The organism is Streptococcus sp. SCPM-O-B-15277 (M60) (genome assembly GCF_058200335.1).
This window is the reverse complement of sequence record NZ_JBYQGR010000001.1, coordinates 161,245-174,978: the sequence shown is the minus strand read 5'-3', so window position 1 is coordinate 174,978 and position 13,734 is coordinate 161,245. Positions and strand designations below refer to the sequence as shown.

Sequence of the window (13,734 nt, the reverse complement as noted above, 5' to 3'; positions counted from 1 at the left end):
TTATTGCCTGTTAGGCTAGATTAACAAATTTAGGTTGGATTTTTAATCACGGGTAAATCCAGTTGCACCCGTACGAGCGATATTCTTGATACCGTATGGTCGAATAACTCGAATCAAAGCTTCACTCTTTTCAGCATTCCCAGTCATCTGAACTGTAATGGAACTTGGAGCCACATCAACAACAGTTGCACGGAAAGGCTGGATAATAGCTAAAATTTCTGCTCGCTTTTCAGCTGGTGCTGCAACCTTTATCAAGATTACTTCGCGCTCCAAGTGTGGTTTATCTGTGATATCACGGACACGAATCACGTCGACCTGACGGTTGAGTTGTTTGATGATTTGCTCCACTTCATCGTGAGATGCAACATCAATGATAATGGTAATCCGTGACACATTAGGATTTTCTGTCGCCCCTACCGAGATACTCTCAATATTGACTTGGCGTCTAGACAAGACACCGGTAAAACGATTGAGAACTCCTGACCGGTTTTGAAGTTTGGCTGTTAACATTCTACGCATTAAACTTCACCCCCAACATCTCATGATTACTCTTACCAGCCGGTACCATCGGTAAAACATGCTCTTTACGAGAAATATCTACCTCGATAAACATTGGTACATCTTCCAAGATGACTTCCAAATCCTTTTCTAAGGTTTCAGGATTATCAAATTTATAATTCTTAATTCCATAGGCTTGAGCCATCAATTGGAAGTCAGGAAGGCTGTCAAAGACTGACTCTGATGTTCGACCATCGTAGAAGGCTTCTTGCCATTGACGAACCATCCCAAGTGAATGGTTATTAAGCATGATGACCTTGATTGGAATCTTGTAGATGTTCAAGATTGCCAATTCCTGATTGGTCATTTGGAAACCACCATCACCGACAAAGAGCACGACCTCCTTATCTGGATTAGCAATTTTTGCCCCAATGGCTGCAGGAACTCCAAATCCCATGGTTCCTAGTCCACCTGATGTTACGAGTTGACGCTCGTTTTGGTATGGATAGTATTGAGCTGTCCACATTTGGTGTTGTCCGACGTCAGTTACGACAATGGCATCACCCTTAGTCAATTCACCAATTCGTTCAATAACTGCTTGTGGTTGGACGACACGTTCCTTCTTATCATAAGAACGAACACGATTCTTATCTTTTGTAACTTTTTCAATCCATTTTTCAGTATTGTTACGAACGATTGGCTCCGCTAGCAACTGCTGCAAGGCCTTTTTCGCATCACCAACAACTGGGATATCAACAGCGATAATCTTACCAATCTCTGCTGGATCGATATCAATATGCGCTACTTTGGCATTCTTCGCAAATGTCTTAGGATTACCAGTCAAACGGTCATCAAAACGACAACCAATCGAAATCATAAAATCAGCTTCAGTCATTGCGATATTGGCTGCAAAGGAACCATGCATTCCACCCATTCCCAAAAACAGTGGATGGCTAGTTGCAATTGTTCCCTGTCCCAAAAGACTGGTAACAACAGGAATTTGATAACGCTCTGCAAATTCATTTAACTCCGCTGCAGCTTCAGCATAACTAATCCCACCACCAGCTAACAAAACTGGCTTCTTAGCCTTAGAGAGTTGCTTCAAGATCTTCTTGATTTGCATCTCATTAGGCTCTAGAGTTGGTTGATAACTTGGTAAATCTATCTCTGAAGAATAGACAAAGTCCGTTTCAAGAGCTGAAACATCTTTTGGCAAGTCAATAACAACTGGTCCTGGACGACCGGTAGTCGCAATGTGCACAGCCTCTGTAATCACACGTGGAATATCCGCCGTCTCTCGAACCTGGTAGTTGTACTTGGTAATCGGCATGGTAATTCCGACAATATCTGCTTCCTGGAAAGCATCCTTACCGATTCCCGCTCTTGCCACTTGACCCGTGAAGACCAAAAGGGGAACACTGTCACTCATAGCATCTGCAATACCAGTAATGGCATTGGTAGCTCCTGGTCCACTTGTGACGACTGCGACACCAAGTTTCCCTGTTGACTTAGCATAACCTTCTGCTTCATGAAGACAACCTTGTTCATGGCGACCTAGAATATGGCGGATACCTTTAAAATTATAAATAGCATCATATAAAGGCAATACAGCCCCGCCTGGATAACCAAAAATCGTATCGATTCCTAGGTCACGGAGCGTTTCCAAAACGAGTTCCGAACCTGACTTTGGTGAGTCTAAAATGATTTTCTCCATCGTTCCCCTTTCTCTTCTCAATAAAATGACTTGTTTCTATAATACCATTTTTTCAAAAATTTTCAAGACAAAAGAAACAATTTTCTGAATTTTCTATCTAGATGTTTTTTCACACACTTCTACTTTTTTATCTATAAACTCGATTTCTTTATTTTGAGAACAATAAAAAGGTTGAAGACAAGTCTGTCTCAACCTTTTTTGTTTTAAATTTTGTACTAATTAAAGTGAGTTAACGTCAACCTTGATACCCACACCTTGAGTAGTTGTGATTGTCAAGCTTGTTACGTAAGTTCCTTTAGCAGTAGCTGGTTTAGCTTTTTGGATTGTTTCGTTGAATGCTTTGAAGTTTTCAACCAACTTGTCAGCTTCAAATGAAACTTTACCGATGATAGCTTGTACGATACCTGCACGGTCAGCACGGTAAGTGATTTTACCACCTTTAGACTCTTCAACTGCTTTAGCAACATCCATTGTTACAGTACCAGTTTTAGGGTTTGGCATCAAGTTACGTGGTCCAAGGACACGTCCAAGGCGTCCAACAAGAGCCATCATATCAGGTGTAGCGATAACTACGTCGAAGTCCAACCAACCGTCGTTGATTTTAGCAACAAGGTCGTCTTCACCAACGAAGTCTGCACCAGCAGCTTTAGCTTCTTCAGCTTTTGCACCACGTGCAAATACAAGAACGCGAGCTGTTTTACCAGTACCGTTTGGCAATACCATTGCTCCACGGATTTGTTGATCAGCTTTTTTCACGTCGATGTTCAAGTTGTATGCAACTTCTACAGTTGCGTCAAATTTTGCAAAGTTAGTTTCTTTTGCAAGAGCTACAGCTTCTTCTACGCTGTATGCTTTTGTGCTGTCGATTTTCTCAAGAGCAGCACGAAGTTGTTTGCTTTTTTTAGCCATTTTCTATTCTCCTTGTAAGTGGTTCAATCGATTTTCATCTCCCACGTCACTTCTCGAAATGATGAAGTCTTGCGGGTTATATAGGGAAGTTATTGATTAGTCAACAACAGTGAATCCCATAGAACGAGCAGTACCTTCGATCATACGCATTGCAGACTCAATGTTTGCAGCGTTCAAATCTGGCATCTTAGTTTCTGCAATTTCTTGTACTTGTGCACGAGTAACTGTAGCAACTTTAGTTTTGTTAGGTGTACCTGATCCTTTTTCAACACCTGCAGCTTTTTTCAAAAGAACAGCAGCTGGTGGTGTTTTAGTAACGAAAGTAAATGATTTATCTTCGTATACTGAGATAACAACTGGAATGATCATACCAGCTTGATCAGCTGTACGAGCGTTGAACTCTTTTGTGAATCCCATGATGTTGATACCAGCTTGACCAAGAGCAGGTCCAACCGGTGGAGCTGGTGTAGCTTTACCAGCAGGGATTTGCAATTTTACAAGTTTTTCGACTTTTTTAGCCATTTTTAAATCCTCCTTTGTGGTTTTGGCGGTAATTTAGAGATTTTTACCTCCCACAAGTATGTTTTACACATACCCTACTATTATACACTAATCTATCTCAAATGCAAGAGAAAAATCCTATTTTTAGAGAAATTTTATTACTGAATTTGGCTATTATTTCTTTCGTGAAAGAGTTCTGTACTACAAACAAAAAACCGCTCTGTTTTGAGCGATTATAAGGGATACTAAATTTTGTAGGAGTCCAGCTTTAAGAGCAGGCTTGTCCCTTTTTCAGTACTTCCACTTTCTACAAATCCAAGGGACTCAAAACATCGTCTGGAGGCATAATTGAAATCATAGATTTCCTGAACTTTTAATTCTTTCCATCCTCTTTGTCGAGCTAGATCAATCAAAGTCTTCAAAACCTTACATCCAAGTCCTTGATGCTGGTAAGTTGGATTACCAATCACAATAGGAATATTCTCCAGAGATAAGGTGACATCCCCAATCGGAAGCCACTCTCCCTTTTCGCGAAACTCAATCCAGAACAAATCCCCGTGTTCCTCTAAATAGGAATACATGGCATTTAATTTTTCCAAACTATAGGGAATTCTAATGCCATCTACCAGTTCCACCAAATCCACATCTTGATACCAGGATAAAGCTGCATCACGATGATCTGCTAAAAAATAGGGAACTAGACGTAGGGAATCATCTATCTGAATAATCTTTGGCATCTTTTTTTGCTCCTAACAACTGCTTCGCTGCTTGATTAAAACCATCACACCAATTGTACCATTTTGCTTCATACTCATCTTCAGGTAAGATATGATTTTTTAAATCCAGAACAGAGTATACCTTTCTTTCCTCGCAAACTTGCGCATAGAGATGATATAGTTCATCACCACCATCTTTATCCCACTCAGCAGAAATCGTATTTTGACCTGCTAACAAAGCTTGGTAAGCTCTGTGATGCCCGTCTGTAATCAACAAGCGATCTCCAAACACAAGAATACTAATTGGATCCATATTGATGATTTCAGCCGACTGATAAAGCATCTGAATATAATGCAACTTCTTTTCTGATAAGTATAGTTGAGTCGGATGAAGATCTTTTATGTTGACTTCCATTTTTATCTCCTCAAGAAGGGCTAAACCCTACTTTTGTTTGCCTGTAAAGCGCCATTGAAAGCGAAGTTTGTCATAAAACGGAAATTCAATGAATAGAATTCCAAGACCCAGACAGAGACTGGCAAGAACATCTGATGGGTAATGAACTCCCAGATAGACTCTAGAAATGATTACACTTACTAGATAGACTCCAAGTAAAATCTGGAAAATGAGCTTTACAGTCCTATCTTTCACTCTCTGTCCCACAATGATAATTAGAGAACCGATTAAGAGGGTTACTGCTAGCGAGTGACCACTAGGGAAAGAAAAGCCCTCTTCTTCGACCAAGTGTAAAATTTCAGGTCGCGGACGTTGATAGAGGTGTTTTAAGGACACAATTAAAATTCCAGCCAAACTAAGATTGCCAGCTACTAAAAGGCTTTCTGACTTCCACTTTTTCAGATAAAAAATAACAGTCAATAGAATTGCCCAAGAAATAACGATTGGTAAGTCAATCAGACGAGTAATTCCACGAAAGATAGTTGTTAATATAGCTGGTAAATCTCCACGGATTGCTGTCTGAATAGACGAATCAAATGGTATCAATTGTTCTGGATAAAACTTAACTACATAACCCAGAATCACAAATAGTAAAAGGGCAAAAGAGCCCTTTGTTAAAAATGTTTGTTTATTTTTCATAGCGTTTCAAAGTTGGTTTTAGAAGGACAAATAATAACCAGAATGAGATGGCAAAAATAAGACCTTCAATCAAATTAAATGGCAAGACCATTGTCAACAAGTAATTACTAAGTCCTAAAATATTCTCAATATCGAAGTTAGCAAATTTTGCATACAAAGGTACAGCATAAACGTAGTTTAGAACGAGCATCGCTATAGTAAGACCAATCGTTCCGGCTAATGAAGCTAGGACAAAACGCATGGTTGTACGCTCTTTTTTCCAAATCAGACCAAAAGCAAGAACAAAGACTCCTAAGGCTACGATATTCATCGGCAAACCAATGTAGGTACTAACTCCTTGGTTGTTCAGAAGGATTTTCAGCAAGGACCGAAGGAATAGCACTCCTAAAGCTGCTGGTAAATCCAAGACCACCAAGCCCACAAGGACAGGTAAGATACTGAATTCAATCCTCAAAAAGGACGCCGCAGGCAAGAGCGGAAAGTCAAAGTACATCAACACAAATGAAAGTGCTGATAAAATTGCAATGGTCGAAAGTCGACGTGTGTTTGTCATAACAGGTTCCTCCAATTTTCTATAAAATCAGAAGAAGTTGGAAAGTTTCTCTCTATCTACTCTCTTAACTATCTCAAAAAATAACCTAGATTTCTAACAAAACCGGTTTTGTTTCTATTATATGTTGAAGCAGAATAGACAAAGCTATCCTTTCGTCTTCTCCCATCCAGACTATACTGTCGGTTGTGGAATCTCACCACATCAGCTTGCGCTCGCGGACTTATTTGGCTAAGATATTTTAGATTTATCTAGATGTCTCAGTCGAAGATAATACTTAAAGTATATCGAGACAAGACAACGAAGAGAAAGCTAAAATAGCTAGTCAAATTTACCGCCGGTCGGGAATCACACCCTGCCCTGAAGACCCTTTTATGATAACAAAAAAAGCATGCAAGCGCAAGCTTTTGATATCTTATAACTATTTTATTTCAACTTATCTGTTTCATAGGTGTGAACCAATTCAAGACCTGCAAAGTTTTGCTGACGGAGAGCCTCGTAGACAATCATACATACTGTATTAGATACATTCAGACTACGAACATGTTCATCATTCATAGGAATTCTGAGAGCTTTTTCTGGATGTTCACGCATAAAATCTTCAGGCAAGCCCTTATCTTCGCGTCCAAAGAGAAAATAGTGATCCCCTTCTGTCGTAAAGTCTGCATCGGAATAGACCTTTTCTGCAAATTTGGAAATCAGGTAAAGTTGACCATTCATTTTTTCAATAAATTCATCTAAACTATCATAGAAATAAATCTCAAGCTTGTCCCAATAGTCGAGCCCAGCACGCTTCATTTTACGATCATCAATTGGGAATCCCATAGGTCTAATAATATGAAGGGGTGCATTCGTCGCTGCACAGGTACGTGCAATATTCCCCGTATTTTGTGGAATTTGTGGTTCAAACAATACAATATGATTTACCATGTCTTGCTTCCTCTCACTGGTGCAAAAAAATAGCCACACTGCCCGGAGTCAAGCTCAGCAAACAGCGTGGTTAAGGCATCGTTAACTTACCTCACAACAGGTTTGAAGTAAATCAGCGAAACTACTGTTTTAGTATATCACTTTCAGCCTGATTGTCAATAGAAATGACTTGATTTTTTTCATTTTTTTTACAAGCATATTTACAAAAGTTAAAAATTTAACTTTAAGGCAGCTATATCCTTGAATTTACCTAGATTGAGAATTTTCGGAACAAGTTTTTTTCATAAATAGATTTTGTATAAAGCAAAATATTCCTTCAAATCCACCGAATCCCTTTATTAAAGAAGGAAACAGTCGGTTGTTGAGTGCTTTTTTTTCTAAAAAAAGGTATGATAGAGACATATTGAAAAAGTAGGTTAACTAACTATGAAGATTATTCTTGTCGGAGGGGGAAAAGTAGGTTCTGCCCTCTGTCGTTCACTCGTTGCTGACAACCATGATGTTGTCTTAATTGAACAGAACGAAACTGTTCTAAAATACTTGACCAGCCGTTTTGACATTATGGGAATCTCAGGTAACGGAGCTGACTTTGCTATGTTAGAGGCAGCCAACGTCCAAGATTGTGATATTTTCATTGCCATGACTCAATACGACGAGGTCAACATGGTTTCGGCTGTTCTCGCTAAAAAAATGGGAGCAAAAGAAACTATTGTTCGTGTGCGCAATCCTGAATATTCCAACCCTTACTTTAAAGAAAAAAATATTCTTGGATTTTCAGTCATTGTAAACCCAGAACTCCTAGCAGCTCGTGCTATCGCTAATATTATAGACTTCCCCAATGCTCTTTCTGTTGAGCGTTTTGCAGGCGGATTGGTCAGTTTGATGGAATTTAAAGTTCGAAATAATAGCAATATTTGTCAGATGTCTATTGCAGATTTTCGTAAAAAGTTTGGTAATGTTATTGTCTGTGCTATCGAACGCGACCATAAACTCATGATTCCTAGTGGAGATATGATTTTAGAAGATAAAGACCGTATCTTTGTGACAGGAAGTCGTGTCGATATGATGCTCTTCCACAACTATATTAAGTCCAGAGTTGTTAAGAGTTTACTCATCATAGGAGCTGGGAAAATTGCTTACTATCTCTTAGGTATGTTAAAAGACAGTCGTATCGATACCAAGGTTATTGAGGTCAATCCTGAAAGAGCTGCCTTTTTCAGTGAGAAATTCCCTAAACTCTACATCGTACAAGGAGATGGAACAACTAAGGATACGCTTTTAGAAGAAAGTGCCCAAAACTACGATGCCGTTGCAACTCTTACAGGCGTTGATGAAGAGAATATTATTACCTCTATGTTCTTGGATAGCGTAGGTGTTCAGAAAAACATCACCAAAGTAAACCGCACTAGCTTGTTAGAAATAATCCACGCAACAGATTTCTCAAGTATCATCACCCCTAAAACAATCGCTGTTGATACCATCATGCACTTTATCCATGGTCGTGTAAATGCGCAATATTCTGACCTTCAAGCTATGCACCACCTTGCAAACGGACAAGTAGAAACTCTTCAATTCCTAATCAAGGAAGCCAATAAAATGACTGGCAAGCCTTTATCTCAATTGAAGCTCAAAAAAGATGTCTTGATTGCGGCTATTATCCGCAATGGAAAAACGATCTTCCCAACGGGAGAAGATATACTCCAGGTCGGTGATAAGTTAGTGGTTATCACTTTGCTTTCAAATATCACCAAGATTTATGACTTGTTAGAGAGGTAAGCTATGAATAGAAGTATGGTACGCTTTCTTCTTGCAAAACTACTCTTGATTGAAGCCGGACTGCTATTAGTTCCAGTTGGTATCGCTCTTTACTATCGAGAATCTAGTCAAGTTTTTACAGCTCTTTTCTCTACCATCGGGATTCTTGTTGTCCTAGGTCTACTCGGAATCATCAGTAAACCTAAAAAACAACGTATCTATGCTAAAGAAGGAGTCTTAATTGTTGCCCTATGTTGGATCCTCTGGTCTTTCTTTGGCTCCCTTCCCTTTGTCTTTTCAGGTCAAATCCCCAATTTTATCGATGCCTTCTTCGAAACTAGTTCCGGCTTCACTACTACGGGAGCAACTATCTTAAATGATGTTTCTGTCTTAAGCCGTTCTCTTCTATTTTGGAGAAGTTTCACCCACCTCATTGGAGGGATGGGGGTGCTAGTTTTTGCCCTAGCTATTATGGACAATGCAAAAAACAGCCACTTAGAGGTTATGAAGGCCGAGGTCCCTGGACCAGTATTTGGTAAGGTGGTATCTAAGCTAAAAAATACAGCACAAATCCTCTACATCCTGTATCTGGCAATGTTCGCCCTCTTTGTAGTGATTTATTATCTTGCTGGTATGCCACTCTACGATAGTTTTGTCATCGCTATGGGAACTGCTGGGACTGGTGGCTTCACTGTTTACAATGATGGAATCGCCCACTATAATAGTTCTCTCATTACCTATCTAACCAGTGTTGGGGTCTTGATGTTTGGTGTCAATTTCAACCTCTACTACTATCTCATGCTTCGTCGAGTCAAGGAATTCTTTTTCGATGAGGAGCTTCGGGCTTATCTCTTGATTGTCGTTGTTTCTACCGGCTTAATTACTCTCAATACACTCCACCTTTATAGTGGCGTTTCACAAAGTTTTGAGATGGCCTTCTTCCAAGTTTCTAATATCATTACGACAACTGGTTTCGGTTACGGAAACATTACAAATTGGCCTTTATTTTCTCAGTATATCCTACTGATGCTGATGGCCATTGGTGGTTCTGCTGGATCTACTGCTGGTGGTCTCAAAGTGATGCGTGGAGTTATTCTAGCTAAAATTGCTAAAAATCAATTTTTGTCTACCATATCACCTCACCGTGTTTTAACTCTCCATGTTAACCAAACAGTAATTGATAAGGATACCCAGCATAAGATTCTGAAGTACTTTGTAGTTTACGTCATGATTCTACTCAGCTTAATGTTCATTATCAGTTTAGATGCTGACAATTTAATGATTGTTACGAGTGCCGTTTTCAGTTGCTTTAACAACATCGGCCCAATTCTCGGAACAACTGCAAGTTTCTCAATTTTTAGTCCATTTTCAAAACTCCTCCTATCCTTTGCAATGATTGCAGGACGTCTTGAAATTTATCCAATCATACTACTCTTTATGAAGCGAACCTGGTCTAAACGTTAGAAATTGTATTATCAAAAGCACATCCCTCAACAAATGAGAGATGTGCTTTTTCTGTTGGATAAGATTTTTTAAAAGACAGTTGAGAATCAAAAAATAACACTTGGGATAAAGTTGATTTTTCGTGAATCATTTTAGTTATAATTTTAAAAAAAACGTAGGGGTATTATATGGAAAAAATGAACAAATCAATCCAACTTCTTTTATTGATTTCCTTGGTATACTTAGGATTCTGTAGTTGCTTATTTTGGCCTGGCATTGTTTTAACTCTCAAACAATCCTGCTTTTACTTTTTACTTCTCTTACTGTTATTAGCAGCCATCTGTACATTTATCCACTATCTCTCAGGACATGATCATGTGAGAAGTCAGCTACACAATCGTAGTCGATCCTTCTTTTTATTGTATGGCAGCATGGTGATCATTAACGTTGCTGGCGCAAGTTTTATTTTATTTGAAAGCATAAACACTGACAGTCTACTACAAAAAGAAATAGTGGACTTGTTACTAATCTCTTTCTTTTTCCTTTTCGGACTTGATCTTGCTACTTTTCTGCCGTTAAACAAATGGAAAAAATTACCAACTCATAAAAAGACAGGCAAGCTCACGACCCTTATCTTTTTTAGTTTGTTTTTTCTGCATAATCCCTTAACCATACTTTCTGTTGGCTTTTATATCCTTTTGGGAGCCAGCTTTCTAAACTTTATATTCCCTAAAACCTTAAGACAAGATTTATCTTTTTATAGTCATATCATCCGAAATATCTTACTTGTATTATCAACACTTATGTTCTGGTAGTTAATAGAATTCCTGTGAGAAGTGTGCTATAATGAAATAAATTTTTTAGGAGATATATGAATGAATTTTTTTAAAGATTATCGTAAACGATTGATTTGGCTAGGAATCTTTCTTGTAGCAATGTGCCTATCGCAAGTTCCTATCGTGACTTTAATGTTACTTCAGAAAACTCAACTTGGATCTATCTGGTCATCTCTAATAGTGGGGCTTGTCTCTACCGCTATTGTGACACTCTTTTTATACGGTGCTCACAAAAGTAAGTTATTAAATTTAAAATCGAAACTCTTTGCTATTAATGACGCCCCTCGAATTGCTCTTAGTTATGTAGCCATTGTCACAGGAAATCTGATTGGTGCGATTTGGTTACAACTTCTGAAGCAAACAACTACTTCGAATCAAGAGGCTATCAATAGCATCATGTCAGAAAGCTCTCTAATTTCCAGCATTTTCGTGGTTGCAATAGTGGCACCTATTTGTGAGGAAGTTATCTGTCGGGGTATCATCCCTACTAAACTCTTCGAAGGATACGAGAAAATTGGATATATTTTAGGTTGGTTTCTCTTCACTATAGCCCATATACCAAATAATCTCCCTTCTTTCTTGATCTATGGCTGGATGTCTGCAGTACTAACTTGGACTGCTTATCGCACCAAACGACTAGAGATGTCTATCTTCCTCCATTTAGTAATTAATGGAGTCAGCATTCTATTGCTTATCCTCCTTACATTCCTTATCAAGGTTGTTGGTATAGATGCCATTCAATAAATGAAGGTTCCACTACTAGTATAATTTAAAATAAAAAGACTAGAAATCTATTTAATTTCTAGTCTTTTTGTTTATTCTTTGAGTGATTCCAAACTAAGTTAATGAGGCAGGTAGCTAATCCACTTTTTAACTGTTACGACGAAAAAGTCCACGAATCGATACCATCCGTGGACTTTTCCTAGTGAAACGTTTAGGTGAACTGCCATAACTGTTACCGTTTATTAGATTACGACACGGAGTTTGGCAAATCGATTATATTTGCCAAACGTAGTTAGTAGGGCAGTTAGCTAGTTCGCCGAATAGCGACTAGCGTCCAACAATTAGGAACTTTAGTTCCAATTGTTGGTACTGAGTTACATTTTTTCTTCCAACTCCACATCTGGATACTTGTCCGCAAACCAGCGGAGGGCAAAGTCATTTTCGAAAAGAAATACTGGTTGATCAAAGCGGTCTTTAGCCAAGATGTTTCGACTTGAAGACATGCGCTCATCTAAGTCTTCTGGTTTAATCCAACGAACGGTCTTTTTACCCATTGGAGTCATGACCACTTCAGCGTTATACTCGCCTTCCATACGGTGCTTAAAGACTTCGAACTGGAGTTGCCCAACAGCACCTAGCATATACTCACCTGTTTGGTAATTCTTATAAAGCTGGATGGCTCCTTCTTGTACCAACTGTTCCATTCCCTTGTGGAAGGATTTTTGTTTCATAACGTTCTTAGGTGAAACCTTCATGAAAATCTCTGGAGTAAAGGTTGGCAGTGGTTCAAACTCAAACTTGTTCTTCCCAACAGTTAGCGTATCTCCAACCTGGTAGGTCCCTGTATCATAAACCCCGATGATATCTCCAGCTACGGCATTGGTCACATTTTCACGACTTTCCGCCATAAATTGGGTGACATTAGAAAGTTTAGCTCCCTTACCAGTTCGAGGCAAATTGACACTCATACCACGCTCGAATTCACCCGATACGATACGGACAAAGGCAATGCGGTCACGGTGACGAGGGTCCATGTTGGCTTGGATTTTAAAGACAAATCCTGAGAAGTCTTTATCATAAGGATCAACAATTTCTCCATCTGTCTTCTTATGACCGTGTGGTTCTGGAGCAAACTTGAGGAAGGTTTCAAGGAAGGTCTGTACACCAAAGTTCGTCAAAGCTGAACCAAAGAATACTGGTGTCAAATCACCCGCAAGAATGGCTTCCTCTGAGAATTCATTTCCTGCTTCATTCAAAAGCTCAATATCGTCTTTCACTTGTTCATAGAAAGGATTGCTAGCAAAGAGTTTATCGCCATCTTCTAGGCTGGCAAAACGTTCATCCCCTTTATAAAGTTCTAGACGTTGGTTATAAAGGTCATAAAGTCCTTCAAAGGCTTTCCCCATCCCAATCGGCCAGTTCATTGGGTAACTCGCAATTCCCAAGACTTCTTCCAATTCTTGCAAGAGATCTAGTGGTTCACGACCGTCACGGTCCAGCTTGTTCATAAAGGTAAAGACTGGAATTCCGCGGTGTTTGACAACCTCAAATAATTTTTTGGTTTGGGCTTCGATACCCTTGGCAGAGTCCACTACCATGACCGCAGCATCCACCGCCATCAAGGTACGATAGGTATCTTCTGAAAAGTCCTCGTGTCCTGGAGTGTCTAGGATATTGACTCGTTTCCCATCGTAGTCAAACTGCATAACAGATGAGGTTACCGAAATCCCACGTTGTTTCTCGATATCCATCCAGTCTGACTTAGCAAAGTTTCCTGTTTTCTTCCCTTTTACAGTACCTGCCTCACGAATCTCTCCTCCAAAATAGAGCAATTGCTCAGTGATGGTTGTTTTCCCCGCGTCCGGGTGAGAGATGATGGCAAAGGTACGGCGTTTCTTAATTTCTTCTTGAATAGTCATATTTCTCTTTCTTTCTACTTTTTTAATGATTTCAATTTATAATCACTCTTTATTACATCGGACCCTAACATTCCTTTCAACACTCCATTATATCGGATTTGGCCTTTTTTTTCAATTATCTAAAGAATAAAAAAATCGCTCTATTAG

At 39.2% G+C, this 13,734-nt stretch carries 14 protein-coding genes and 1 riboswitch; of the genes, 4 read left to right on the top strand and 10 right to left on the bottom strand.

Going from position 1 to position 13,734, the window contains the following annotated elements; translation table 11 throughout:
* Positions 1-42: 42 nt before the first annotated feature.
* The 9 genes from ilvN to AC3E9F_RS00905 all read right to left on the bottom strand — a co-directional run bounded on the left by ilvN (position 43) and on the right by AC3E9F_RS00905 (position 6,911).
* On the bottom strand, positions 43-519 hold the full coding sequence (gene ilvN / locus AC3E9F_RS00945) for an acetolactate synthase small subunit (RefSeq protein ID WP_006151394.1): 477 nt from the start codon (positions 517-519) through the stop codon (positions 43-45).
* Positions 512-2,212 carry an acetolactate synthase large subunit gene (locus tag AC3E9F_RS00940; protein ID WP_006152123.1) on the bottom strand — a complete coding sequence of 567 codons (1,701 nt, stop codon included), beginning with the start codon at positions 2,210-2,212 and terminating at the stop codon, positions 512-514. The genes ilvN and AC3E9F_RS00940 overlap by 8 nt, the downstream gene beginning before the upstream one ends.
* Positions 2,213-2,431: 219 nt before the next feature.
* Positions 2,432-3,121 carry a 50S ribosomal protein L1 gene (gene rplA / locus AC3E9F_RS00935; RefSeq protein WP_001085672.1) on the bottom strand — a complete coding sequence of 230 codons (690 nt, stop codon included), beginning with the start codon at positions 3,119-3,121 and terminating at the stop codon, positions 2,432-2,434.
* Between the two features lie 96 nt (positions 3,122-3,217).
* The gene (gene rplK, locus AC3E9F_RS00930) at positions 3,218-3,643 is read right to left on the bottom strand and encodes a 50S ribosomal protein L11 (protein ID WP_001085808.1); all 426 of its coding nucleotides are present in this window, start codon (positions 3,641-3,643) and stop codon (positions 3,218-3,220) included.
* Between the two features lie 224 nt (positions 3,644-3,867).
* The gene (locus tag AC3E9F_RS00925; protein WP_263393977.1) at positions 3,868-4,359 is read right to left on the bottom strand and encodes a GNAT family N-acetyltransferase; all 492 of its coding nucleotides are present in this window, start codon (positions 4,357-4,359) and stop codon (positions 3,868-3,870) included.
* Complete coding sequence (locus tag AC3E9F_RS00920; protein WP_263393978.1) at positions 4,334-4,753, bottom strand: ParB N-terminal domain-containing protein; 420 nt, start codon at positions 4,751-4,753, stop codon at positions 4,334-4,336. The genes AC3E9F_RS00925 and AC3E9F_RS00920 overlap by 26 nt, the downstream gene beginning before the upstream one ends.
* 27 nt (positions 4,754-4,780) lie before the next feature.
* Positions 4,781-5,431, bottom strand: a complete 651-nt coding sequence (locus tag AC3E9F_RS00915; protein ID WP_263393979.1) for a phosphatase PAP2 family protein — start codon at positions 5,429-5,431, stop codon at positions 4,781-4,783.
* A complete protein-coding gene (locus AC3E9F_RS00910; protein WP_214262338.1) occupies positions 5,421-5,984 on the bottom strand; it encodes an ECF transporter S component in 564 nt (187 codons plus the stop codon). Before AC3E9F_RS00910 ends, AC3E9F_RS00915 begins: the two co-directional genes overlap by 11 nt.
* Before the next feature lie 150 nt (positions 5,985-6,134).
* A riboswitch (FMN riboswitch) is annotated at positions 6,135-6,353 on the bottom strand.
* Between the two features lie 54 nt (positions 6,354-6,407).
* Positions 6,408-6,911 (bottom strand): tRNA (cytidine(34)-2'-O)-methyltransferase, encoded by a 504-nt coding sequence (locus AC3E9F_RS00905; protein ID WP_263393980.1) that lies wholly within the window; start codon positions 6,909-6,911, stop codon positions 6,408-6,410.
* Between the two features lie 426 nt (positions 6,912-7,337).
* Between AC3E9F_RS00905 and trkA the strand changes: the two genes are divergently transcribed.
* From trkA to AC3E9F_RS00885, 4 genes are all read left to right on the top strand, one after another.
* Positions 7,338-8,687 (top strand): Trk system potassium transporter TrkA, encoded by a 1,350-nt coding sequence (gene trkA, locus AC3E9F_RS00900; protein WP_263393981.1) that lies wholly within the window; start codon positions 7,338-7,340, stop codon positions 8,685-8,687.
* A gap of 3 nt (positions 8,688-8,690) precedes the next feature.
* Positions 8,691-10,130: a TrkH family potassium uptake protein gene (locus AC3E9F_RS00895; protein ID WP_263393982.1), complete on the top strand. Its 1,440-nt coding sequence runs from the start codon at positions 8,691-8,693 to the stop codon at positions 10,128-10,130.
* 167 nt (positions 10,131-10,297) lie between these two features.
* Entirely contained in the window at positions 10,298-10,924 is a 627-nt protein-coding gene (locus AC3E9F_RS00890) for a hypothetical protein (RefSeq protein WP_490672685.1), read from the top strand.
* Positions 10,925-11,077: 153 nt separating this feature from the next.
* Complete coding sequence (locus AC3E9F_RS00885; protein WP_490672684.1) at positions 11,078-11,689, top strand: CPBP family intramembrane glutamic endopeptidase; 612 nt, start codon at positions 11,078-11,080, stop codon at positions 11,687-11,689.
* A gap of 353 nt (positions 11,690-12,042) precedes the next feature.
* On the opposite strand, the gene AC3E9F_RS00880 is transcribed toward AC3E9F_RS00885, so the two are convergent.
* Entirely contained in the window at positions 12,043-13,587 is a 1,545-nt protein-coding gene (locus tag AC3E9F_RS00880; RefSeq protein WP_247921858.1) for a peptide chain release factor 3, read from the bottom strand.
* Positions 13,588-13,734: the final 147 nt, after the last annotated feature.

Coding starts and splice junctions, on each gene's coding strand:
- ilvN (WP_006151394.1), bottom strand. CDS start 519: ATGCGTAGAATGTTAACAGCCAAACTTCAAAACCGGTCAGGAGTTCTC.
- AC3E9F_RS00940 (WP_006152123.1), bottom strand. CDS start 2,212: ATGGAGAAAATCATTTTAGACTCACCAAAGTCAGGTTCGGAACTCGTT.
- rplA (WP_001085672.1), bottom strand. CDS start 3,121: ATGGCTAAAAAAAGCAAACAACTTCGTGCTGCTCTTGAGAAAATCGAC.
- rplK (WP_001085808.1), bottom strand. CDS start 3,643: ATGGCTAAAAAAGTCGAAAAACTTGTAAAATTGCAAATCCCTGCTGGT.
- AC3E9F_RS00925 (WP_263393977.1), bottom strand. CDS start 4,359: ATGCCAAAGATTATTCAGATAGATGATTCCCTACGTCTAGTTCCCTAT.
- AC3E9F_RS00920 (WP_263393978.1), bottom strand. CDS start 4,753: ATGGAAGTCAACATAAAAGATCTTCATCCGACTCAACTATACTTATCA.
- AC3E9F_RS00915 (WP_263393979.1), bottom strand. CDS start 5,431: ATGAAAAATAAACAAACATTTTTAACAAAGGGCTCTTTTGCCCTTTTA.
- AC3E9F_RS00910 (WP_214262338.1), bottom strand. CDS start 5,984: ATGACAAACACACGTCGACTTTCGACCATTGCAATTTTATCAGCACTT.
- AC3E9F_RS00905 (WP_263393980.1), bottom strand. CDS start 6,911: ATGGTAAATCATATTGTATTGTTTGAACCACAAATTCCACAAAATACG.
- trkA (WP_263393981.1), top strand. CDS start 7,338: ATGAAGATTATTCTTGTCGGAGGGGGAAAAGTAGGTTCTGCCCTCTGT.
- AC3E9F_RS00895 (WP_263393982.1), top strand. CDS start 8,691: ATGAATAGAAGTATGGTACGCTTTCTTCTTGCAAAACTACTCTTGATT.
- AC3E9F_RS00890 (WP_490672685.1), top strand. CDS start 10,298: ATGGAAAAAATGAACAAATCAATCCAACTTCTTTTATTGATTTCCTTG.
- AC3E9F_RS00885 (WP_490672684.1), top strand. CDS start 11,078: ATGTTACTTCAGAAAACTCAACTTGGATCTATCTGGTCATCTCTAATA.
- AC3E9F_RS00880 (WP_247921858.1), bottom strand. CDS start 13,587: ATGACTATTCAAGAAGAAATTAAGAAACGCCGTACCTTTGCCATCATC.